This is a genomic window from Desulfovibrio sp. 86 (genome assembly GCF_902702915.1).
GTDB lineage: Bacteria > Desulfobacterota > Desulfovibrionia > Desulfovibrionales > Desulfovibrionaceae > Desulfovibrio.
Map to the genome: position 1 here is coordinate 3,328,957 of NZ_LR738849.1, position 22,516 is coordinate 3,351,472.

Annotated in this window: 16 protein-coding genes and 1 tRNA gene; 3 read left to right on the forward strand and 14 right to left on the reverse strand. The window is 55.1% G+C overall.

The window, feature by feature from the left end; translation table 11 throughout:
- Positions 1-55: 55 nt before the first annotated feature.
- From DESU86_RS13755 to DESU86_RS13795, 9 genes are all read right to left on the reverse strand, one after another.
- Positions 56-1,771 carry a phage portal protein gene (locus tag DESU86_RS13755; protein ID WP_179981541.1) on the reverse strand — a complete coding sequence of 572 codons (1,716 nt, stop codon included), beginning with the start codon at positions 1,769-1,771 and terminating at the stop codon, positions 56-58.
- A complete protein-coding gene (locus DESU86_RS13760; RefSeq protein ID WP_179981542.1) occupies positions 1,771-2,019 on the reverse strand; it encodes a DUF6148 family protein in 249 nt (82 codons plus the stop codon). Before DESU86_RS13760 ends, DESU86_RS13755 begins: the two co-directional genes overlap by 1 nt.
- Positions 2,020-2,390: 371 nt before the next feature.
- Entirely contained in the window at positions 2,391-3,263 is an 873-nt protein-coding gene (locus tag DESU86_RS13765; protein WP_179981543.1) for a DNA adenine methylase, read from the reverse strand.
- 51 nt (positions 3,264-3,314) lie between these two features.
- A complete protein-coding gene (locus DESU86_RS13770; protein WP_179981544.1) occupies positions 3,315-4,700 on the reverse strand; it encodes a ParB/Srx family N-terminal domain-containing protein in 1,386 nt (461 codons plus the stop codon).
- Between the two features lie 146 nt (positions 4,701-4,846).
- Positions 4,847-5,068 (reverse strand): helix-turn-helix domain-containing protein, encoded by a 222-nt coding sequence (locus tag DESU86_RS13775; protein ID WP_179981545.1) that lies wholly within the window; start codon positions 5,066-5,068, stop codon positions 4,847-4,849.
- Positions 5,069-5,076: 8 nt separating this feature from the next.
- Positions 5,077-7,074 (reverse strand): terminase gpA endonuclease subunit, encoded by a 1,998-nt coding sequence (locus tag DESU86_RS13780; protein WP_179981546.1) that lies wholly within the window; start codon positions 7,072-7,074, stop codon positions 5,077-5,079.
- 1 nt (position 7,075) lies between these two features.
- Positions 7,076-7,624 (reverse strand): hypothetical protein, encoded by a 549-nt coding sequence (locus DESU86_RS13785; RefSeq protein ID WP_179981547.1) that lies wholly within the window; start codon positions 7,622-7,624, stop codon positions 7,076-7,078.
- The gene (locus DESU86_RS13790) at positions 7,611-9,152 is read right to left on the reverse strand and encodes a primase-helicase zinc-binding domain-containing protein (protein WP_179981548.1); all 1,542 of its coding nucleotides are present in this window, start codon (positions 9,150-9,152) and stop codon (positions 7,611-7,613) included. The genes DESU86_RS13785 and DESU86_RS13790 overlap by 14 nt, the downstream gene beginning before the upstream one ends.
- Before the next feature lie 261 nt (positions 9,153-9,413).
- A complete protein-coding gene (locus DESU86_RS13795; protein WP_179981549.1) occupies positions 9,414-10,970 on the reverse strand; it encodes a DNA primase family protein in 1,557 nt (518 codons plus the stop codon).
- A 451-nt stretch (positions 10,971-11,421) separates the two neighbouring features.
- Here DESU86_RS13795 and DESU86_RS13800 point away from each other — a divergent pair, with 451 nt between their 5' ends.
- Entirely contained in the window at positions 11,422-11,622 is a 201-nt protein-coding gene (locus tag DESU86_RS13800; protein WP_179981550.1) for a hypothetical protein, read from the forward strand.
- Here DESU86_RS13800 and DESU86_RS13805 read toward each other — a convergent pair.
- Positions 11,623-11,699: transfer RNA gene (locus DESU86_RS13805), tRNA-Arg, on the reverse strand.
- 429 nt (positions 11,700-12,128) lie between these two features.
- Positions 12,129-13,757 carry an outer membrane homotrimeric porin gene (locus tag DESU86_RS13810; RefSeq protein ID WP_179981551.1) on the reverse strand — a complete coding sequence of 543 codons (1,629 nt, stop codon included), beginning with the start codon at positions 13,755-13,757 and terminating at the stop codon, positions 12,129-12,131.
- A gap of 142 nt (positions 13,758-13,899) precedes the next feature.
- Between DESU86_RS13810 and DESU86_RS13815 the strand changes: the two genes are divergently transcribed.
- A complete protein-coding gene (locus DESU86_RS13815; RefSeq protein ID WP_179981552.1) occupies positions 13,900-14,331 on the forward strand; it encodes a hypothetical protein in 432 nt (143 codons plus the stop codon).
- A 571-nt stretch (positions 14,332-14,902) separates the two neighbouring features.
- Here DESU86_RS13815 and DESU86_RS13820 read toward each other — a convergent pair.
- The 3 genes from DESU86_RS13820 to DESU86_RS13830 all read right to left on the reverse strand — a co-directional run bounded on the left by DESU86_RS13820 (position 14,903) and on the right by DESU86_RS13830 (position 20,976).
- Positions 14,903-18,916, reverse strand: coding sequence for an AAA family ATPase (locus DESU86_RS13820; RefSeq protein ID WP_179981553.1), 4,014 nt, complete (start codon positions 18,914-18,916; stop codon positions 14,903-14,905).
- Positions 18,916-20,223 (reverse strand): metallophosphoesterase family protein, encoded by a 1,308-nt coding sequence (locus DESU86_RS13825; protein WP_179981554.1) that lies wholly within the window; start codon positions 20,221-20,223, stop codon positions 18,916-18,918. Before DESU86_RS13825 ends, DESU86_RS13820 begins: the two co-directional genes overlap by 1 nt.
- A gap of 162 nt (positions 20,224-20,385) precedes the next feature.
- On the reverse strand, positions 20,386-20,976 hold the full coding sequence (locus DESU86_RS13830) for a hypothetical protein (protein WP_179981555.1): 591 nt from the start codon (positions 20,974-20,976) through the stop codon (positions 20,386-20,388).
- A gap of 422 nt (positions 20,977-21,398) precedes the next feature.
- On the opposite strand from DESU86_RS13830, the gene DESU86_RS13835 reads away from it, so the two are divergent.
- Positions 21,399-22,481 (forward strand): glycosyltransferase family protein, encoded by a 1,083-nt coding sequence (locus DESU86_RS13835; protein WP_179981556.1) that lies wholly within the window; start codon positions 21,399-21,401, stop codon positions 22,479-22,481.
- Positions 22,482-22,516 lie beyond the last annotated feature (35 nt).

The following is a 22,516-nucleotide window of genomic DNA, read 5'->3' on the forward strand; positions in this document are numbered from 1 at the left end:
CCTCCTGGCTTCAACCGTTGCGACGCAGGAAGCTACGGGTGAAGACAGCAATTGTTTACTCAGAACGAGGGGCGGAAAAATCGCTGTCGCTATCTGTAAGCCCGCCAAGCGGGCTAACAGCTACCGCCGCGTCGTCTCCGTCGTGTTGCTGATCGCGCTCGCTGTCTTCGTCGTCGGATGTGTCTGTTTCTTTGGGCTTGCCGGGGGCTGTGGGTGTGGGTTGCAGGCCAAGTTTTTTAAGCAGCTTTTCTTCACGCTGCCGGGTGCGGGCGATGGTTTCAAAGTCCAGACCCCGGGAATGGCAGATGGCAGTGCGTGTTTCTGTGAGGGACTCCAGCCCGCGACTTTCTGCCTCGCGTTCTTTGACTTGGTCGATCTGCCCGCGCGGCGGGCGCGTCCAGACGCAACTGAGCCATGCCTGTGCCATACGGGGAGAATCGTAAATGGACGGAGCGCCAGCGGGCACGGCAAGCAGGCCGCGCAACCAGGCTTCTTCCATGACCATGCCCCAGATGGGGTTCAGATTGCCTCGCACAAACCACTCCTGATAGAGCGTGTGCATTTTCCAGACTTCGAGCAGGGCTGCGCGGGCGCTGGAGTAGTTGGTTTTGGAGAAATCCTTGGCTACCATTTCGTAAGGTTGGCCTGTGCTGGCCGCAGCTGCACGCAGGATGCGCTCATAAAAAGCGTCAAAGGTGGGGCCGGGGCGGGCGGAAGAAATGATGTGGGGCTTGTGCCCGGCTTGCCCTGTGGTGAGGGTTCCGGGCTGCAACTGCGGCGGATATGCAGCAACTGGCCCTGCGGCGGACTTGCCGTCAAGACTGCCCATACCAGCCAGCACTTCGCCTGGGGCTTCGATAAAAACTGTAAAGCTGGCAGCGATGAGAGCGCCCACAAGCTCGTAGTCCACATAATCCGACAAATCGCGGAAAAGCTTCATGGCCGGCGAAAGGATGGTGACCCCGCGTATCTGCTCCGGCATGTCCGAATGGAAGCGGTGGAGGCAGGCGTAACGGTGGCCAATCTTGCGCGGTACATAGGTGAAGTGATCGGACGTGAGGCTGCTGAGGCTGCTTGTATTATCCGACGGGCTGGCGATGAAGTAGCCAAGAGGGCGATTGTATCTGCCCAAATGGACGCCACAGCGCACATCCGCCCGTTGCTGCAGGTCAGAAGGCGTGCGCAGCCGGGCCGGGTGCAGATCCTGTATGGCAAGTCCGAAGGTCCGCCCGGGCTCATCCAGCCAGACCGGCAGATGCAAAAATTCGCCGGTGACGAACATGCTGTGGACGGCCTGATACTGCAGGTCATCAAATGTCAGGGTATCGCCCGCGTGGGCTTCCTTGCACCAGAGCGACCAGGCGGCCTCGGCGGAATCGGCAAAGGCTTCGGCCTGATCCTCGGTGATGCCAAGCACAGCGTGTTCTGGGTACGACTGTGGGCGGAGGCCCGGCCCTGCCACGTTGAGCGCCAGAGAGCTGACACTGCTTGCTGCATGGCCGTCATTGGCAACCAGGGATTCAGCCCGGGCCATGATTGTGTCAAAGGATCTGTTTTCGGCAAGGCGTTGTTCGCGGCGCGGGTTCCAGTTGCCCAAGGTGCCTTCACCGGAACCAGCAAGGCGGCGCACGCCAGTAACCAGGCCGGAGGCCATGTACTGCGCGGCAGCCATCGTATAACGAGACTGCATGCGGCGTGCGCCCCAGATGGGGGCAACATAGCCGATGGCGCGATCAAGCCAGTTCATTTCGAGCTGCGGGGCTTTGGGCATCAGTAGGTCCCCCTGCCGCCGCGACCGGGAACAAGCTGTGTAAACCGCAGGGCCCCACGTCCAGCCTGCTCATCTTCAACCGTGGGCTGGTGGTTAAGCCAGTCAAGGGTGTTGCGGATTTCATGCAGGTCTGCCCGGCGCAGACGGCGCGAACCGATGGTGTATTCCTGACCACGCGCGCATTTGAGCAGGGCTTTATTCCATTCGGCTATTTGTTCTGCTTTTTGGGCTCGGGTGAATGTGGCCATGTTTCCTCGCATCTGTGCTGTCGTCATCCGTACGCCGCGTGGCGGCAACGGCTGACGCAATTTTGCGTTGCACTTTTGCGAGGCTTAACCTGGGGGAAAGAGCGTGTCAGTGTAGGCTGGATAGAATGGAGAGAATGGAGACAGTTTTTTTGAAGTGTTGCGTAATAAAATTGGCGTGTTAGCTGTGGGCGAAAAAACGCGTGTAAAAAAATGGCCCGCACCCCTTGCGAAAGGGTACGGGCCAGTGATGTTAGCGGGTTACAGCGCTCTGGTTATGCGGCCAGCCGCATAGATTGAAAACGTAAAAATAATTAAAAGTGTACAGTATTAAAAGTCTATATCGTAAATGTTATTTTAATGCTGTTGTGATTTTATACTGCATTTTTAATAAAATCTATCTTTCGTGTATATGGTATGCAAGGTATTTTTATGTTATTAAAAAACATGATTTCTTTTCCACGTGGCCGTTCTTTGTTTGCATAGTATGAAATATCAAATTCTACGTTATTTATGTCTTCGTATAGCTTTTTAATTTCTTCTATATTGTCATATGTGACAATCCATGGATGCTTAGAGCCTTTGATGAACTGGGCAAGTGCACTATGGTCTTCTGGTGTATAAAAGTTTTGATACAACATTTTTCCCTTAACATAATATGGTGGGTCAAAATATACCAAAGTTTTATCATCAAAATTTGGGTTTAATTCCTGCACCAGTTGTAAAGCATCTTTGTTGTAAAGTTTAATTCTGCATTTGTACTTTGCAATTAATTGTATTCTTGAAATGAGATCGCTTTTGTTAAATCTTGCATCTATTTTATAATTGCCAGTCTGGTTTTTCCCACCAATTACTCCACCACAAAGAATGCCAGAGCGATTTGTCCTGTTTAGGAAAAAGGTTGCAAAGCCTACTTCCTCAACGGAGTAATTTTTGAAGTTAGTATAAATTTCTTTTTGCTGATGCCATGTTTCCATATCAACGCGGCAGTCTCGAATCTGCTGGCATAGCCCTTCGGTGTTATTGAGGACGCACCACCAAAAAGAATATACACGCTTATCTATGTCGTTGATGACGATATTCCAAGCGTATCCTTCCAGCAAAAGCTTCAAGGCCACTGCAGCACCACCGGCATACGGCTCAACATATGTGCCGTCGCTCAAATTGTTGGCAGTGTAGATGTCTTGGATAAATGGGGCAAGCTTACCCTTGCCGCCAGGGTACCGCAGTGGTGTGTAAAATGCCATTGGGGCTTCCTCCAGTCCCGAAAACTACCACGCCGGTTTTATTCTGGCCAGCTATTTTGTCCAACAAAGACTGATGAATTTTTCAATATTCTCCCAAAATGTGCAAAGGGTTTGCGGGTCTGGTGAGTAATGGGAGTGATGAACCCACGCATTCAGCGTATGCGCGGAAAAGATGGCATCATTTTGGCTTAGCTTATTCAAATTTTCGAATTCTTTTTGATTTATGTAGCTGCCTTTTGATAGGTCTTCAGCGACTTTACTGGCCTTAAAGTATAATTTATCTTTGTCTTTTGGTACAGCGATATCGTGATTGCTTATGTAATTGTCAATTGAAAATTCAATCAACAGTCGTAGTAACACCGCTGCAGCGTTGGGCGCTTTTTTTACTTCAATGCCGTGCGATAGTTCATGGGCGATATTTGATGCTTTTGTGGCGGATTTCGGTATTCCAAGGCGACAACGTTTGGGGATTAAATTTTTTCGATCCCACGATGGTTTTGCAGCAGGGCAGGCAGCATTGTCAGGTGCATGTAGCGGCTTACTCGCTTTAACTGCTCCGTTCGATTCGGAAGTGCCAGCCAGTTCACCTTGCTCTGATGTGTTTTGTTTTGAACTGGAACCAACCTCTGTGTCTGCCGGCTTGGGCTTGGGGACTCCTCGTGCAAAAAGCTCATTAATGTACTTGAGTCTGTCTTTATCAGTAAAGATTTTAAGGGTGGTGCTCCCGCGTTCTGTAAAATCTAAAAATATTTCGGTGAGTATGTTGGCAACTGATTCTTCATCTGCACTAAAGGATAGAATTTCATTTTCCCATTCTATACCAATCAAGTCCCTTACGTCTTTGTCTTGAAAAAGGCGTTGGAAGATTGTTATCTTGATGTTATCTGTTTCAGGAATCCCTATACTTTTGAGGTATGTTAGTACTGCTCGCGCAACATTATTTTGAAGCTTTACACCTTTAAATTCATTAAGGTTATCTTTTTCATTTGAGCCCCATTTGATTTGCCCAATGCCACCTTGAAAGCCAAGGTGAGAAAGCTCCATAAAAGAAAGCGCTGTGTCTTCATCTGTGAGATAACAGTTGATAGATTCACTGATTATAGCGTTTGCATTTTCTGAAAGCGCTGAAAAAGTTGCCTTATAATTATCTGGTGCCTCTGATGGATTATTTAAAAGCTTAAGGGCGGTGACTCTTCTGTTACCGTCTTTTACAGTAAAGCCACCTTTATCATTTTTAACAACAACAATAGGATTTGGTGATAGTCCACGTTCGGCAATGTCTTTTGCTAGAGCTATCATGTGCTCAGCTCTTTTATCTACAAACATTAACCCAATACAATCACGTTGATTGGCAGCTGTACCAATTCGAAAATTATTCGTATCAAGCTGGATGTTTGAAACAGGAATATTGGGCAACAATTCAAATTTATCTCTCATGTTTCCAACTCCCATTTTGGGTCGATGTGTACTTTATTTATGGCATAGATTCTTAACATGAATACTCATGATATTCAATCGCCTATGATGGAGAGATCCTTACTTCAATCTTTCTAGTATATAATGCATAACTACATAATTTTTATTTAATTTTCCACCGCCTGACCCGCCATATACCCCTCAATGCTCCGCACGGTAATCTGCAAGCCCTTGCGATTACCGATGCGGAAGGCCTTAAGCTTTCCGCTTTCCACCAGCTTATAGACCCATGAGCTTGAACAGTTCAGCAGTTCAGACGCCCGTTTCACGTTCACGCGTGCGCCGTCGGCGGCTCTGTCGTAGGGTAGGTTGGTATTCTTGCGGGCCATGTATGCTCCTAAAAATCAGAGCCTCGGCGCATAAAGCCGGGCCGGTTGACGGTACGCTGGGGAAGATCTCTGACAGGCAGTGTGCGTTGCAGCTCCGGACGCTGCGGCATGTGAATGCGAGAGCCCTGTGGAGGCTGAGGATCAGTGATGAGGCGTGCGGGCGCGTTTCGCGCCTGGGCAAGCGCCTCACGTTCAACAAGCATTTGCAGACTGGGCAGCCACGATCCGTCTGTGCAGGCCGTGGCCAGCATGGTGCAGTCCAGGTAGTGGTTGTTTTTACGCTTGCGCTGCCAGACCATTTTGCCGTTGCGGTCACGGATGAGCACCTCGGCCGTGATCTGACTTGCGAACGACATCTCTGTTTTGCGGTGCAAGCTGATGGGCTGGCGCGCATCTTCGGCCAGCCGGGCGAAGATAAGGCTTTTGAAATAATGCGTATCCAGCAAGTGAAGCCAGAGGCCTCCGGGGATGCGAATACGGGAAGTGGGGAAGCGGTCTATCATTACTGCCCGCACAGGCGTTGGGCTTTCATGGCTTGCGCCCTTGCAGGCAAAAACACGCCCAGCCCCGTGAATACGCACCCATCGGTAAACGTCTTCCGTGCGTGAAACAACGTCACTATCTTTACGGGTGCCGCCGGTGTCGATACCAGCGCGCCAGATGCCCAGATCCTGTCCATGCCTGGGTGAATCTTCTTCATAGGGGTAACGGGTTTCCATCAGCAGCGCATGGACTGCATCCCAGTCTGGCAGGCGGCCATAGTCAATAAGCGACGATGCGAGGTTGGCCCTCCACGCCCACACCGTGTACCAGAAACCACGATCCTGAACGTCCACACCAGCGGTAAGAGCTACGGCATCGCCGGGTACGGTGCGCTCCGGCAAGTTTTTGTCAACACGGTCAAGGACGATGTTTTCTTCGACCTCAATTTCTACCGCCCGGTAGGGCAACGCCCACATGCCGTTGGCGTAGTGCTGTCGGAGGGCAGGGGAGTCTGACGCCTCGGCGCGCATTTTTGCAGCCATAATTTCAGACAGGCTGACGTTCTTTGAGAGGATAGCGGGCAGGACAAAGCCCACCTTACGCGGATGGGGCACAGGGGTTTCCGCAGTCCAACGCCCCATGGACACGGCGCGGTCGCGCAGCTGGTCAGTCCACTGGAAGCCGCAAGGGCATTTATATCGTGCAAGCTTGCGCCGTTCCACTTCGCGGGGGTCACTGTTTTTTTCAACCAGCACCAGCCCTTCTTCGCTCAATGGGTGAAACTGCATGCAGGCAGGGCAGCGGGCTTCAAAATGCCGCACCTCATCGCATTCTTCCAATGCCTGCACTATGCTGCATTCATCGCCGCCAATGGGCTTGGACACCCGTAGCACTTTACGGGTACGGGAATAACTGCGGGTTCGTTCCAGAAACTCAAGAGCCGGCACGCCTTGCCCGGCGATTTGTTTATACAATGCCTCTTCATCAAGCATCAGGTCCTGAATGGAAATGGATGCCCGGGCATTCTGTGATTGAGCGCTGGACAAAAATAACGCCGTGCTGTCACGGAAGGATATCTGCCCGCCCCGAACCTTGCCAAGCAGTTCGCGTACCGGGCGGCTGGCGCGGAACATGGGCAGCAACTTATTGCTCACCACTTTGGCCAGGCTTTCATCATCCTGCATGGCAAGCATGCGCGGCCCGGGGCGCATGACCACGCCATAGGCAATGGCCCCGTGCATGACCAGAGTTTTGCCCGTCTGGGCCGAGCCGCACACGTCCACCTCTTCAACATCCGGATGCGACCAGGTGTCCATGATTTCCACAAGGTAGGGGTTCACGTCCTTGCGGTAACGCCCGCCAGCGTAGGGACCATCTTTGACAAGCAGGTTGGCCGCAGCCCAATCGGACAGTGGAATATACGGGCGCTTACGGAAGACGTGCCGCTCGCCATCTGTAAAGCGTATTCGGGCCATCGCTTTAGCCGTTGGCGAGTGTTCGAGCGTTACGGATAAAGACAGCATGCTAGTCGTCTCCGTTCTGCCCCTGCGGTTCATCTTGTTCACCAGCAACAAATTCACGTTCGGACGACCATGCGTCCATCCAGTCGGCGGTCTCCGCCGCCCACCACTTCAAGAGATCGGCCATGAGCCTTTCATCGCCTTTCACCAACGTTATTATTTCTCCAGCTTTTCGAAAGCCGAAGCTGTCCACCTCTGATTTGAAAAACATGGCCCGCGCGGCCAGGTCTTCTTCATGTTGTGACCTGGGCATAAGCAGGCCCTGTTCTTTTTCAAGCTTCAAGCGAGCGCGATCAGCAGTGAAGCGCTTGAGGTCGGCATCGGCAGCAACACGGTTGACGGTTGCATCAGTCAGCGCCCGGTTTTCCGCCTGCGCAGCTGGCGTCAAGTGCGCTGCCGCATAGGCCAACAACGCGCCGTCTTCAAACTGACCCTCGGCATTTGTGGCCACCTTGCGGTCGTTGACGTCGCGGCCGAACTTGCTCTTGGAAAGTTTGAAGCCCTGATTGATAAGAAATGCCTTGGCTTCAAGCTGTGTTTTAAATACGCGCATGACTGGTTTCTCCTTTTGCGGCATCGTTCAGAGCCATCTGCACCCACTGGCCATTGTGGCGCAGCCAGCCCATCAGCTTCCAATAATCCTTTTCTGGCCACCGCTCGTGTCCACTAAGCGTGAAATCGCCCGCCCCATCAGGTACCGGGGTAAGGCCCACGCGGCGCAGAATAGTAAGACTGTCCAACGGGCCAGCTGCAGTTGAAAGCAGGGCTGAAATCCCCGGTTCCGGGCGGGGAGGGCGCTGGTTTATCGGTGCCGCTGTGGCCACAGAAGCTGCCACCTGCTGCACCGCGCAGTGTTCCGCGCGCTGCACCTCGCATTGTTCTGCGCGTTGTTCCGGCTCCACTGTGGGCTGGACTTTCGGCACGTCTTTTTCGCGCGCCCCTTCCTGCGAGGTCATGTCAGGCGCATGTCCTGCCGGCATAGCCATACGCAGGCCTTCAGGAATGCCCGCCTGAACCCACAGGCGCAGGTCGAGGCCAGCGCCAAATGCCTCGCCCGCGTCCTTGCCCATGGGTACAGGCCAACGCTTTGCGGTGGGAAATGTGGCCCGCCAGCGCTGCCAGCCCTCCGCACCTGCTTTGTCAAAGTCCAACGCGACCAAAATGCAGCTGGCCTCCTTCAGCTTCTCGTACACTGTGGTGGACATGTTCCGGATATTGCTGGTCATGGAGGCGAGGCAGCTGGTCAAATCGCCAGCCAGGGCATGAAGCATGTACGAATCCAGCTCGGTCTCCTGCACAACAACCACCCCCGTGTCTTTTTTTGCGGTGCACGGCAGCCACAGCAAATCCATGCTGCTGCCTTCAACAACGTGGTATTTGTGTTCGGGCCGGAACTCCTGGCGATCGACATCGAGGCGGCGGATGCGCAACCGCTCGACAAGGTCGGCACCGTCGGGCCCAGGCATGATCTGCGGCACAATGATGCCCCGTGGCAGCCACAGCCTCTTGGGCTTGCCGTTATCCTTGAGCACCGATGGCAGGCCCCAGCTTTCTCGCGGCCGGATGATGCAATTCTTGCCGCGCTCACCCGGGTTAAATCCCAGGCGGTAGCGCTGCACAGCATCGGCATCCAGCCCGCGCGCCGCCAACCAGGCCATGTGTTCTGGCGCTCGCAGCAGGCACTCTGTCCCCCAGGTCACCAGCTTGGCGGTGTGGGCTTGCCACTTGTCGCGGTCGACGCCCTCAAGCTGACCGAGCTGGCCACTGACTGCCTGGAACGGCTCAACGATCTTTGACTTGGGTATTGCCGGGGCTTTCAGGTTGGCCACCGGAGCTACGCCAACCCGCTTGCAGGCATCGGCGTAGCTCATATCTGCATAGTCACGCAGCAGCTGGATGCCGTCGCCTTTGACGTCGCACTGGCGGCACCAGTAATAACCGCGCCCCTCCTGCTCCTCGGGCCAGATGCTGCACCTGTCTTTTCCCCCGCAGCTGGGGCAGGCCGAGGCCCACTCCTTGGCGGTTTTTTTGGCCGGGTTAAACCCAAGCTCACGAAAGAGGTCAACAATATCTGCGGGCATGGCTGTTTATCCTTAAAGTCCTATTGTCCTGTAAAAGGTCCTATCTCTATCTTTTTATTTTTATTTACTTTTTTAAGAACAGGACAATATGACAAAAACACGGAGTATGTTGTAAAACCCCAATTGTGTTAAACGCATTGGCCCCCCTAGAGAGTTGTCCTTTTGTCATGGCGCAGCTATCCCACTGTTATAAAAAAGAATTTCTGCAGGCCCTTTGCCCCTGAAATGTCATGGCAAAGGCATAAGCTCCTGACAGCATAGTCACTTGGAGACAGGGCGCATGCGTTCGCCGTCCTCAGAGAAGTCGTAGCCGAAGTAGTAGGTGTGGCCGCCGACCTTGCGGCGGTCCACCTTGGCGGAGAGCTGGCGGCCAAAGAGGTGCATGGAGGGCACGGTTTTGGCCGACACGAATTTCTTGTGCCAGACTTGGTACACTTCGTAGACCTCCGTGGCGCTGAGCCTGTATTCGGCATCGGTCTGCTCCAAACAGTGATCGATGAAGAGTTGCATGGTGTCTTCTTCCACCCGGTAATCAGCAGTCCATTGCGTGATGGCCACCGGGGGAATCAGCCCTTCTTTTTGGAATTTGAGGCAGCCGCGCACGAGCCAGGCGAGGATGCCGGGCAGCTCGTCCTCCAGATGCTTCTCAAGCTTGGGGTTGCGCTGGCGGTCGTACTCGCCCTTTGGTTGATCCACGAAGCGATAGGGAAAGTTGATCATCCGCAGCCGCTCCCAAAATGCGGAGTCGTGGGCAGGGGCGCGCGGCAGGAAGTTGGTGAGCAGGAACAGGGTGTGGGTGGGCCGGAATTCTGTGTTTTCTTTATCCCACAGGTAGCGGCCGGTGAGAGAGTCAGATCCGGAGAGCAGCTTCACCTGCGATGTGCTGAAGCGGCGGTTTTCGTTGGTTTCCGAAGCCCAGACCACGCGCAATCCGTTCAAATTCATGATGGTGGGGCTGGCGCTGTCTGGGTCTTTCGGCACGTTGCGGTCCAGCAGCATCTCTGCCGGCACTGGCCCCATGTAGGGCCCAAGCACTTTTTTGAGGGTCTCCATGATGACCGTTTTGCCGTTACGGCCACGGTCGCCATAGAGCATGAGGAACAGAGGCTCGGTGCTCATGCCGGTAATGGCATAGCCTAGCACCTTCTGGACGTAGTCGATGACGCCGTCATACGCGCCAAGGATCTCGGACAGGCTTTGCTCCCAAACAGTGGCTGGAGCATTCAGGCCAGACCACTCAACAGGGCAAGCCCGGCGCATGTAGTCTGAGGGTCGCCCTGGGCGATGCTCGCCAGTGCGCAGATCCACTACGCCATTGGTCACGCCCAACAGCCATGGGTCTTTGTCCCAGACGTCTGGCTTGGTGATCAGCGGCTCCTGGTTGGCCAGGGTGAATTTGATGCAGGCGTTAACGCCCTTACTCGAGTTAAGATATCCAGATCGTTTGCGCAGCCGCTCGGCTGCAGCGGCAAACTTTGCTCCCAGGGCTTCATCGCCGGCGTCCACTGCATCCTGGGCAAGCTTATCGTAGTGGGCGGCGATTTCACGGTACTTGAGGCCCACTTCATCCACAGATGCCTCGACACGATGGATGTGGGTGGACTCCCACTGCTGGCCAATCCAGCGGTACCAGGTCTTGGTTTCAGGGACGTAGACAAGCTTGCCCCTGAACAGGGCGCTGTGCAGAATGCCGTCACCCTTCTCGGCGAAGCCTGCGCACTTGGCCACAAAGTCCGGAGTGATTGCCTCGGCTGGCGGCGTGTCTACCTTAACGGAGGCTTCTTCTTCCTGAACCTTTGCCGCGACAGACGCTGCCATTGCCTCCATGGCAGCGTTGATTGCCGTGCCCGCGGCTTCCAAGTCACCGTGTTTTTCAGTTGCCATGACGCACCTCCACCACTCGGAGGGCCACAGCCACGGCCGCAACTTTTGCTGCAACCACTATCACAGCCGCCATCAACATGACTACGGCGCCGTTTTCTTCCCAAAATCCCAGCGCGAAAAGCCCAAAAAATCCCTGACATCTCGGGCGACCGTTCCGGCCCCTCGACCAGAGGGCGCAGAAGGACCCGTGAAACAAAAAGGAGTGGGCAGTCGGCCATGACCTTTTGCCCTGTCTTTCTCGAAAGAGGGGTGCGGGGAGGGGCGGAAGCCCGCCCCCCTGGGCGTCGGCTGCGCCGACTGAGAAGGAAGCGCCCGCTACATGGGTGTGCCGGCAGCTACTGTGGTTGTCTGGAGCCCCCTCACGGCCGACAATAGAGGCCCAAGGATGGAAGAAGGGTTGGCATCTGTTGGCCAGTCGTTGAGAAAAGGGATAAGCGGGCGCGCCCGCCCGAATGCATGGCAGAAAAGAAAAGGCATGAAGGAATGCCTTCTGATGGTGGGCACCATATGGGCACCAAAAAGAACTTTTAGCCCAAAAACAACAAAAGGGACGCGCGATAAAATCGCGTATCCCTTTGAAATCTAATGGTGCGCCCGACAAGAATCGAACTTGTGGCCTACAGCTTAGGAGGCTGTCGCTCTATCCAACTGAGCTACGAGCGCAACCGAATATATATATTTGTCGGATTGCATGGTGTCAAGTTTTTTGCTTTTACTTGAAGGTTGCCTGTAGATAAAAATTTTCCGTTAGAGCTTGTAACTTTTGAAAAATGTTACAAGCTTTAACGCTGCACGCGAGCGCCGCGCGCCGCACGCGGCGTGGATTATGCCGTCAATCATGTTTTTCGACAGAATGACAAATTACAACGTGAAGCCTTTCAAAGGGAATCTGATCCAGGTGAAAAGCCCCCTGACAGCACAGCAGGCACGGGAGATGCGGTTGTTTTGAGAGTCTTGTTTGTTGCGTGGGCCATACGTAAAATCCGCCGCCTTCAATGAAGAAGGCGGCGGTCAAAACGCGCACGGGAAGGAGGCGCGCGCAGTTGTGGATTGGATCACCGGGGCACAGCGAACCCCGGAATTGGTCAGGTCCTAGAAGCTGTAAGCGAATACAAGCTGGGCTTTGCAGGCATCCCTTTTGTCAAAGTTGCCGTTGCCGCCGCCGCTGTAGTAGCCGTCTTTTTTCCAGGTGTCCTTGTCCATCATGTTCACAACGTAACCCAGTTCAAGATTGGCTTCAAGATTTTCGTAGATCTGCCACTGGTTGATCAGGTTAAATTCAAGCAGGCCGTCGTTGGTCGTCAGGTACGGGCCATCGCCGCCGTAGCCTTCTCTCCACGAAGAGGCTTCCGCCATGTACTTGACCATGGAGGGGGCGTTGGTGCCGCCCCAGTAGGCCACGCGCAGAGTATGCTTGAGGTCTTCCATGAAGCTTATGTCTTTCAGCTGGCCGCCGATACCCCAGGTGCCGGCATAGGACATGTTCCAGTCATTAATGGTGCCGGGCCCTGCACCCCAGGAAAGGTTGCCGTCGCCAATGAAGGACGTGAAGTTGCCGGCACCTGCGATTGACGGCATGCGCTCGGAGCCGTTCTTGATATTGCCGTCATCACCAGAGCCGTACCAGCCAAAGATGCCAGGGGTGGCCCAATCCATCTTGTATTCTACCAAAGCCTTGACGACAAAACCCTGCCGCGCAGAGCTGCCGCGTACGATGTCATTATCATCACCGCGTTTTTTTACATCAAAACGGCCCATCTCTTCCACATAGCCGTAATTGATGTCGAACTCGATGTTCAGGGGATCGAACATGGTGATGCCAACAGGCAGACCGGCCCAGAACATGTTGCCATATTGCTTGCCGGTAGTGCGCGAAGTAAGCGGTGTTCCATCTGCATAATTGAAGCCCGGGGTCAAGCCGGGAATTGTCAAACCAAGAACACCATCGCTGGTTTCCCAGGGAGTAGGACTGTTCTCGTCGATGCGGTCAAGGCCGCGCAGGGCATTGCGGCCAAGCATACCGTACATGGCCCAAGGCGTGATTTCAATACCGTCAAAGGTCATAGGCAGGCTGACGGCAAAGAGGTCCATATTGTCAAGATAGTTATCCTTGGCCTTGCGATCGCCGTTGCCGTAATCTTTAACATTAAAATTGTCATTGACCGGGCGTGCCCAGAAGGCGGTGAGGCCGACGTTCTCGTTGAACTTATAGTTGCCCACAACCGCAGCAACGTCAGCGTCAAGGACGGCAGAACCGCCAGCCATGTTGGGCAGGGCAAGAGCCTGTATGCCCATACGCATACGGGCGTCAGTCTGGGGGATTACCCAGTCGATATACGCGTTCTTGAGTTTGATGACGTTGTTGCCATCGGCGCCGAGAGCGCCGCCTTCGTCACCCTTGCCCCAGTTCTGAGTTCCGATTTCAAAGTACACAGTGCCGGACAGGGCTTCTGAAGCCACTGCATCCAATTGCAAACGCAGGCGCTGGGCCGCGCTGAAGTCGTCGTCTGTGTTGGCTTTCGTTTTTTTTCCTTCGGGCGTTGTGGTGTGTTCTGTCAGCTGGGTGTTCGACAGACTGAAGCCCATGAGCCATTCGCCCTGAGCCTTGAAATCTATGGCTTTGGCCCCCCCGGCCGCGCCCATCAGCAGACCGGCGGCGAGCAGCGCCACCATGCAGCTCTTTTTAAAGCGTTGCAAACCTTTCCTTTGCTTAACGTTCATACCTTTTCCTCCAGATTTTATAGTTTGTGCGGCGGCAATGTGGTCAGGCCGACATTGCGCCACATTTGGACTCCGTGATTGTCATGTCAGCGATTGCCCTTGGCGATGGCAAGGCACCCCCCGCAAGGCTTGCTGAGAGACCATGACCTTTGCTGACAGGTCAGTTATGGGTTTCATGACCATGCTGGGCATGGTGGCCGTCATGTGCATGGTCGTGCCTGTGTTGGCCATCTTTATTGTGACCACATTTACAATTGGCGCAGTTGCCCTTGCAAACATGCTTTTTTTCTTGCTGGATAATGACCCTGTTTCCAGTCACGGCCATGTCAAAACCGCTTTTGCCCTTGAAAATGACCTGATCTTTATTAAATCCATTCAGGATCATGGACGTTTTGAAAGAATCCACAACCGAAGGGTTGGGGTGTTGTATCTGGCGTACATCAATGAAAATACGCTTGCAGGCGGCGTGATTGTGCTGAAGAAGATCAAGTACTGCATTGGCCTGAGGAGGATCAAATTGATCATTGAGGCAAATGTGGAGGTTTTCGTTGCTGAAGCGGTGGGTAACGTCTGAGTTCTGAGTGGAACTGCCATTGTGCGCCATGCTTTCCTCCAGGATGCGTTGTTGACTGGGCGCAAAATGACATTTTTGAAAAGCGATGTCAATAAAAATGAAATTGTTTTTCAAATTATAGGAGTGCGACGCTGGTAACTTCCCTGATTAATTGATGAAAAGAAATGATGTTTTCGTGAAAAAAAAGGTTGAAAAACTTCAGAAATATTATGGTGTTAGATCTGAGCGCATGACGCCCAACATGCCTTTAGCGATGTCAGATGGAGAGCTGCAGAACAGTTATACAGCGAAATTACTCCTACGATTGTAGGAACAGACATTTACCTTCAAGACAATATGTGTGCTTCATATTGTCATGCTGCAAAAAAAAGTAAGACGCTTTTTTATAATATGCTAAAATACAATAAGAATTTTTGAGGGTCGAGGCGTGGGGAGGGACCCTTTTACAAACGGGGCCCTTCCCCACAAAGCGCATCAAAAGTAACATGCGCTAACGAGAATCAGCCGTTGTCCCCATGGGGGACAACGGCTGATTCTCGTATAAAAAACGTGTTGCAGGTTGCGGAAATAGTCAGGCGGCGCGGATTTGCCCCTGCTCAACACAAAAGAGGGCCGCTCCTGGTTCTGCCTTGCGCAGCAGATCCACCATATGGGGCTGGCAGGTAAAATACAGGAGCTGATGCCCCCTGCTGCTGCCCGAGTCCGTCAGGTCCACAAAAGCCCTGGCCGTGCGCTCAGCCCTTTGCGGGTCAAAGTTGACCAGAACTTCATCCATAATAATGGGAAGAGGAACGGCGTGCGCCGCATGGTTCTTGATATAGGCCAGACGCAGGGCCAGATATGCCTGCTCACGCGCGCCTCTGCTGAGATTTTCTGGGGCAAGGGCTTCGCCTTGGGCGGGCAGGATATTCAGCGTCTTGTCCTCAAGAGAAGCGCTGATGCCGAGCCAGCGGCGACCGGTAATGCGGGCAAATATTTCTGAGGCAAGCCGTATGACTTCAGGTTGCCTTTCGCGTTCAAAATTACGCTTGGCAGCTTCAAGAATGGCGCGCGCCAGGGCCCGGCGGCTCCAGTCATAGGCCATACGCTGCATGGCTTCTTCAAGAGCGGCAGCTTCCTGCTGCAACTGCGCCAGCTCCTCATTGTGCGACAGCATTGCAACGCCGGAGCGCAGGGTGCTCACCCTGTCGCCCAATTCCTGCTCCTTGCCCTGAAGTTCAAGCAGTTCTTCGTTGATGTTTGCGCAGCGCTTTTCCTGGGCTTCCTGGCTTTCAGTTTCGAACTGGGGCAGGAATTCTTCCAGGGGGCATTTGTCGGCAGCAAGGCGCAGGGCATCTTCAAGGTCAAGACGGCGTTGTGCAAGGCTGCGCTGTTCTTCATGGCGCGCGGCCTGCCGCAAAAAGTCTTCGGCGTCCGTTGCTCCTGCCAGGGCAAGCAGGCTGCGTTCTGTGTGGATGGCGGAATCCAGGGCTGCCTGAGCGGCGCGCGCTTCGCTTTCAAGCTCCACCAGTTCCTGATCCAGCCCAAGACGGCGGGTCTGGGCCACGGCCATGGCTTCTGCCTCTTCCAGCGCAGCGTCCAGACTGGCCAGCCAGTCCGGGGCATCGTCGGCTCCAGCCAAGGGAGGGCGATCCAGGTTGGCGAGATGCTGCGACAATGGGTCACGCAGGGCAGCCATCTCCGCCTGGCTCTGCGCCAACTCAATGCGTGCCCGTTCCAGCGCGGATTCGGCCGACAGGCAGTTTTCCATATACTTGAAAGCTTCACGCACAGTTTCAGGATCAAGATCCGTACCCAGTCCAAGCCCTTCAAGGCAGTGAGCCCACTGCGCACGTGCTGCATTCAGGCGATCCTCAGCCGCACGCAATTCGTCGGTGGCTTCATTCTGCCGTACTTTGCAGCGCTGCCTGTCGCTTTCGGCATTTTGCAAGGCGGCTTCGGCCTTGATGCGTTGTTCACGCACGGCGTCAGCCTCCCGGCAGGATTCCAGTATCTGGTGCGCGATCTCGGCAAGAGCGTCGGAAAGATTTTCGTCAGGCTGTAAAGGCTGCGCGCCATTGGGCATGACCGGGAGGCGTTCCGCCACCGCTGCCATCTTGCGCATGCGCTCTTCGGTGCGCGCAAGGTCTTCTTCAAGCGCGCCGAGTTCCGCCTGGGCGGCGGCAACGCCGCTGTAGGCCAGTCTGGCGGCTTCCGCTCTGGCAAAAAATGCCGCAGCGCCTTCCGGAGCGGGGACATTGCCCACCTTGAGGGAGAGCATGAATTCATGCCAGCGGCGTCGGGTTTGCTGCACGACGCCCTCAACTTCCTGACACAGCGCCTGCCGCCTGCTGACCTCGGTGCGCGCGAGATCCGTGGTGCGCTTGAGCCCTTCCATATCCTTGCGGGCGCGCTCTTCGTGAAAGCATTGCTCGCGCTCGCGTTCGAGCAGTACTTCCATTGCTTCCAGAGTGACCATATCCATGCTCTGCACCTGCGCTGTCCGGCAGAGTTGGCGGGCCTGTTCTTCCAGTTCGACCACGTGGTTGGAGCATGCTTCACGGCGGTTTTGCAGGCTGGCCAGTTCCTTTTTGCGGCGTTTGGCCTCAGGGCCATTGTGCGGCAGCCCGCCAGCCAGAAAACCCACGCCACAAAGCAGAATGAGATAGCCAGACCAGAGGTTTATGGGAAAATCCAAACCTTCGTTCAGCGAAATGACAGTCAGGCCAAGTCGCCAGTATGTGAGCAGCATGCCAACACCTGACACAAAAAAAATCAGGCCCAAAAGCAGTAATGGAAGATTTTTAATACTTTTGACAGGCGGTTCACTGTCCAGCCTTGCGTCCAGTTCATTGAGCCGCAGCCTTTCCGTCTCAAGCGTTGATGAAAGGGCGCGCAAAGAGCGGAGGGCTGCCGTTTGCCCGTCCAGGTGTTCGCGGGTGGGGCCGTTTTTGCCGCGCTGCTCCTCGCGCAGGGCATCCATGCGGGCCTTGACGGAGAGCAGATGTTCCTCGGCTTGCTGCACGGCCTGGGCCGCTTCACCAGCATGATCCAGACGCTCCTGTACGCTGGCCGCCAACTCAAGGGCTTCGTCCTGGCGGGCGAGCAACGCGTCCAGAGTCGCCACGGCTCCGCTGTTGGCTTCCAGGGTTGTACCGCCAGAAAGCTTCAGCGGAGTGAGCGCACGGGCAAAGGTGGTACGCGCTTCGAGCACGGCACGCTGGCGCAAAGGAATCTGGCGTCGGGCCTCTTCCTGGCGAGCCAGGGACTGGCGTAGCGTGTCGCGCTGGTCGTCATCCAGGGCGGCCACCGGAACAGGGAGCAGCGCCAGATTATTTTGATGTGCAACCACTTCACGCTCGGCGGCTTCCACATCGCGGTTGCACTGGTTCAGCGTATCCACTGCGGCCTGGTGCGCGGACACGGAAGCAGTCATTTCGCGCGCCTGTTTTTCAAGATCTTCACGGGCGAAAAGTGAGCGGTCAGTCAGACGGATGCGGTCACAGCTCCAGTCCGGGCCAAGGCGCGCCAGTTCGCGGGCGAGATCCTCCTCAGCGCGGCGGCAGCGGTCTTTTTGCGCGGGGAGGGCAGTCAATGCCTGCCGGTAGCCGCTTTTGCGTTCCGCCAAACGGCGCAAAGCCGGCAATGCCTCCAGCAGGGGCATATCCAGCCGCACCGCATCACGACGCTCGCGCAAGAGATCAAGTTTTTCTTTGCGGGCGGCGTGATGACGCTCGCAGCTTTCCCTTGCTTCCTGAGCGCGGGCCAGACGGGCCTGAGCGTCTTCGGGGAAAGATTCGTTGACAGGCCCGAGCCGCTCCAGGGCGGTGCAGACCATGCGCCATTCGTTCCATTGCAGCCAGACGCCCAACCGGCGTTCCAGCAGTCGCCGTTCCTCTTCCAACTGGGCTTTATAGCCTCGGATCTCGGTCAGTTCGTCGCGTTTTTGATCCAGTTCACGGGCGAGGTCGTCAAATCCGGCCTGTTGCTGGCGCAGTTCGGCAATACGCTGGCGCAGTTCGTTGAGCTGCTTGAGGGCCTGATTGAGAGGTGGTTTACTGCCGCCGGACTTGAAGATCTCGTCATTCTGTTTTTTCAGGATATTGAGCACTTCGCCGGGGGCGCGCAAGCCGGGGCCAAAGCTGGCGCCATAAAGGGCATGGCGCACGCTTTCGCCGGTGAGGTTGCCCATATGTTCCAGTTCGCTGAGGCTGAAACCGAAAACATTGCGGTATACGTCTCTGCTGACGCCCGAAAGCAGGCGGCGTAAAACGTCTTCATCAAGGGGTTTGCCCTGGCCGTCCGTAAGGGATACCTGTCCGTTTGCGCTGCCCGGACGGCGCGTCAGCCGTAAAAGCTGCGCATCATCCGCGCGCAGGGTCAGGCTCCCGCCTGCCGTGCCACCGCGCAACGCGCCGGGAATGAGCTTGCCTTCCTTGCTGTTTGGGGCCGGATAGCCCGCCAGGGTGGAGCGCAAAAATTCCAGACACGTGGACTTGCCCGCTTCGTTTTCACCCAGAAAAATGGTGAGGCCGGGGCCAAGCCCCTCAACCGTTACATCAGAAAAAATGCCGAATCCGTCCATATGGAAGGACTGGATATACATCAGCGAACCTCCAGAAGGTCAGTGCAAAGGCGTTGGGCCTCCTCAAGGAGCGCCTGCATCTGGGCGTCGTCAGGCTGGGCCAGAATCTTGCGCAACTGCCCATGGGTGAACAGTGGGGCCAGGGCCGGGCCCGCCACCTCCTGAAAAGCTTCATGACTTTCACCCATGCGCCGGGCCATGCGGAGCGTTTCGCCAAGAAGATCCTCGCGCTGCAGGTACTGGGCGGGATCCGTGGCCGGGCTCGTGTCCATGCGCAAGTCCTTGACCCATACTCCGGGCGTGCCGCTGGCAAGGTGCCCAAGGCGTTCCAAAAGGTCTTCCTGATTGCTGGCGTCGCGCAGGACGGCGTCAAGGGCAGTGCGGCCATGCAGGTTTACGCGCGCAAGCAGGGCTTCGCACCCGGGATCGGTATCGCTGGCGGCCTGGTCAAGGCATTGAACCAGATGGTTTTCCACCTGGTCAATCTGGTCAGTGCCGTTCAGGTCCAGATCCAAGGTGGCCCACTGCACGGGCCCAAGACGCATGAATTCCGCATTACAGCGCCATGCGCACTGGGTGGCGGACGGCTCCGCATCAAAGTTTTCAGCCCGGGCCGTGACCAGGAGGCAGCCGCGGGGGCCGGTCTCATTGATGTGCAATCCCTGACTATTGCCGCTGTAGGCAATAAAGGGCTCATCACACAGTATACGGCGCTCGTGCACGTGTCCAAGCGCCCATGCGTCCAGTCCGGCGCTTTTGAGGTCGTCCAGCGAGCAGGGCGCATAGCGGTCAGCCTTGCTTTCACCCTCTACAGTGCAATGCAGCACGCCGAGTTGAAAACACGTTTGTTCGGCATCACGCCGGAACAATCGGGCCAGGTTGCGTCCTTCACGGATTTTGGCGTGACTGATGCCATGTATGACGGCCAGGGGTTTTCCATCTTTTTCAATGAGATGACGTTCAACCTCAGGGCCGAAGATGGTCACATTGTCAGGCCAGCGGATGGAAGCGAGCAGTGAATTGAGCGGATCATGATTGCCGTGGGCGATAAAAACGCGCACCCCCGCATCCCGCAGGCGCAAGCAGCCATCGCGAAGGCGCAATTGGGCTTTGACGCTGCGATCTTCTTCATTATACACATCGCCAGCCAGCACGAGAAAATCGGGTTTTTCCGTTTCGCACAGGCGAAAAAGCCGGTCCAGCGCTTTGAAGGTGGCTTCATGCAGCAACTTGGACAAATGGCCGCCTTGAGCGGTTTCGCGCGAAAGCCCGCGAAAAGGGGTGTCCAGATGCAGATCGGCTGCGTGGATATAACGTACAACGTCCATGCGTGGCCTCACGTGGAATAGGTAGTGAATAAGCGCCAAACTTTAGACTTTTTCTTGAAGCAAGACAAGCGCGCACAAAGTTACGCAGGGCGCAGTGCTGCTATGGTCATGATTACCATGCAGCTACTATTCTCTGAAAGAACAAAAATATAATGGGGTAGGCTAGTTTCCGTTCAGGGTGCGCAGACGAGTGCACTCATTGGCCAGTTGCAGCAATTCCAGATTGTCGGGGGCTTCTTTGAGGCCGTTGCGTGCATGCCCGAGAGCGCGCACGTATTCTCCAGCGTTGAGCATGGCAGTGGCCATCATGGCAAAGACGGCCTGCTCGTCCTTGTAGTATTTCATGACTTCGGCGAAGCAGGCGTCAGCTTCAGAGGGCCGCCCCTCGGAGAGAAGTTTTTTGCCTTCCCTGAGATTGCGGTCAATGTTGAGCTTGCGTTGCAGGGTACTTTCGTAATCCTCCTCTTCAGCACTGTCTTGCAGCTTTTTATAACTATCTGATAATAATTGTAAAAGTTCTTTTTCACTGCCAGGTTGATAAGCAAGTGACGCAGGCAGGATATCTTTCAGGCCAGGGTCTGCGACCAATTCGCTGACAGTGGTGCGAAAGTCGCTGCGCAGGTCTGTGGGGGCAGGCTGCCCGCCCAAATCCTTGAGGGCTGTTATGGTCAGATAGAGGGCGCGCATGGGGTCGCGGCGGGCGCAACTGGCTTTGGCGCGGCCAAGGTCTTCACGGATTTTGCGAACGTTCATTAATACCTCATGTTCTCTGTGCATGCTTGAGGGCAGCGTATCTTTAAGAGCATACTTTTTCAAAGTTGACGATATCCCCGCTGCGGCGTGTTTCACCCAGGGAGCGCAGCGCTTGCGCCTTCATGTCCTCTTACGCCTGCTCACGCAGCAGTCCGAGCTGCTTCAAAGTGGAAGTGAGATTGCTCCTGAATGCTAGATAATAAAAGCCTGTACCGTCAAGATGTTGCAGGTATGCGTCATAACAGTGGCATTGACGGCTGCGCTGGCTGCTTGTTATCCTGTTGCGCTACACAACAAAGGAATACTGCTTTTACGCATCGTTACGCATCCTGAACTTTGGGGCCATCCGGTTTACAGGCATGGGCAGAGCCATGCACGCACAGCAGGAACAGGCGCAGGCCGCTAACAGAAAAAGGAAAATTATGGCGCGCATTCTTTATGGCATACACGGCACCGGGCATGGGCATGCCATGCGTGGGCTGACCATCGCCCGCCGTCTCTCTCGCCACGAGTTCCTTTTTATCGCCAATGACGATGCGCCCAAGATCCTTGAGCCGGAGTTTCCTGTGCGCCGCCTGCCCAACCTGGGCACTGTGTTCAAAAATTACAAGGTGGATCTTGCGGCCACCATTAAAAAAGCCCTGCCCATACTTTGGCATCGTCAGCGGTACATTGATCAGGTTTCGCGTCTGATTGACGAATTCAAACCCGATGTCTGCATGACCGACCTTGAGTACTTTGTGCCCCGCGCCGCAGAAAGGGCGGGCCTCCCGTGTCTGACCCTGGACCACCAGCATGTGATCACGTGTTGCCGTCATGACCTTCCGCCGGACATGTGGTGGGACAGCTTTGTGCAAGGGCTGACGCCACGGTATCTTTTTCGTCCCACGGCAGAAAATCTTATTATTTCCTTCTATGCTCCGCCGGTCTTGCCGCAGTATAAAGCCAGGATAGCGCCGCCCATTTTGCGGAACAGCGTTTTGGCGCTGAATCCGCGCGATGACGGGCATGTGCTGGTGTACCAAAGCAATTCCACGCACCGCAAACTGGTGGACTTTCTGCGTTCGGCCACCCGCAAAACCTGCTATGTTTTCGGGTATGACCGTGAAGAAGGGCAGGAGGATAATGTCATCTTCATGCGCAAGAGCGAAGAGGGCTTTTTGCGCCTGCTGGAAGGGTGCTCATATGTCATCCAGGGGGGCGGTCATACCCTCATGGGCGAGGCCCTGTATCTTGGAAAACCCATCCTCACCCTGCCTCTTAAAGCCATGGTGGAGCAACGCTTCAACGCGATGTATATTGAGCGGCTTGGCTATGGCATGCAGGCCGACATGCTCACGCTTGCGCCGGAACTGCTGAACCGTTTTGAGGCCAGACTTCCCGACTACAAGGCGGCCATAGCCAGAGGCAGTTTTTGCGGTAATGAAACCGTGTTCGGTCTGATTGATTACTTTATCAGGCACGGTTCCTTGCCCACAGTGGGCACGCCCAAGGTTGAAGAATAAGCTGAAGCATTTTACAAAAAAATTAAAGTAAAACT

Bases quoted from the DNA above. Each gene is read 5' to 3' on its own strand.
- DESU86_RS13755 (WP_179981541.1), bottom strand. From the start codon at position 1,771: ATGCCCAAAGCCCCGCAGCTCGAAATGAACTGGCTTGATCGCGCCATC.
- DESU86_RS13760 (WP_179981542.1), bottom strand. From the start codon at position 2,019: ATGGCCACATTCACCCGAGCCCAAAAAGCAGAACAAATAGCCGAATGG.
- DESU86_RS13765 (WP_179981543.1), bottom strand. From the start codon at position 3,263: ATGGCATTTTACACACCACTGCGGTACCCTGGCGGCAAGGGTAAGCTT.
- DESU86_RS13770 (WP_179981544.1), bottom strand. From the start codon at position 4,700: ATGAGAGATAAATTTGAATTGTTGCCCAATATTCCTGTTTCAAACATC.
- DESU86_RS13775 (WP_179981545.1), bottom strand. From the start codon at position 5,068: ATGGCCCGCAAGAATACCAACCTACCCTACGACAGAGCCGCCGACGGC.
- DESU86_RS13780 (WP_179981546.1), bottom strand. From the start codon at position 7,074: ATGCTGTCTTTATCCGTAACGCTCGAACACTCGCCAACGGCTAAAGCG.
- DESU86_RS13785 (WP_179981547.1), bottom strand. From the start codon at position 7,624: ATGCGCGTATTTAAAACACAGCTTGAAGCCAAGGCATTTCTTATCAAT.
- DESU86_RS13790 (WP_179981548.1), bottom strand. From the start codon at position 9,152: ATGCCCGCAGATATTGTTGACCTCTTTCGTGAGCTTGGGTTTAACCCG.
- DESU86_RS13795 (WP_179981549.1), bottom strand. From the start codon at position 10,970: ATGGCAGCGTCTGTCGCGGCAAAGGTTCAGGAAGAAGAAGCCTCCGTT.
- DESU86_RS13800 (WP_179981550.1), top strand. From the start codon at position 11,422: ATGGAAGAAGGGTTGGCATCTGTTGGCCAGTCGTTGAGAAAAGGGATA.
- DESU86_RS13810 (WP_179981551.1), bottom strand. From the start codon at position 13,757: ATGAACGTTAAGCAAAGGAAAGGTTTGCAACGCTTTAAAAAGAGCTGC.
- DESU86_RS13815 (WP_179981552.1), top strand. From the start codon at position 13,900: ATGACCTTTGCTGACAGGTCAGTTATGGGTTTCATGACCATGCTGGGC.
- DESU86_RS13820 (WP_179981553.1), bottom strand. From the start codon at position 18,916: ATGTATATCCAGTCCTTCCATATGGACGGATTCGGCATTTTTTCTGAT.
- DESU86_RS13825 (WP_179981554.1), bottom strand. From the start codon at position 20,223: ATGGACGTTGTACGTTATATCCACGCAGCCGATCTGCATCTGGACACC.
- DESU86_RS13830 (WP_179981555.1), bottom strand. From the start codon at position 20,976: ATGAACGTTCGCAAAATCCGTGAAGACCTTGGCCGCGCCAAAGCCAGT.
- DESU86_RS13835 (WP_179981556.1), top strand. From the start codon at position 21,399: ATGGCGCGCATTCTTTATGGCATACACGGCACCGGGCATGGGCATGCC.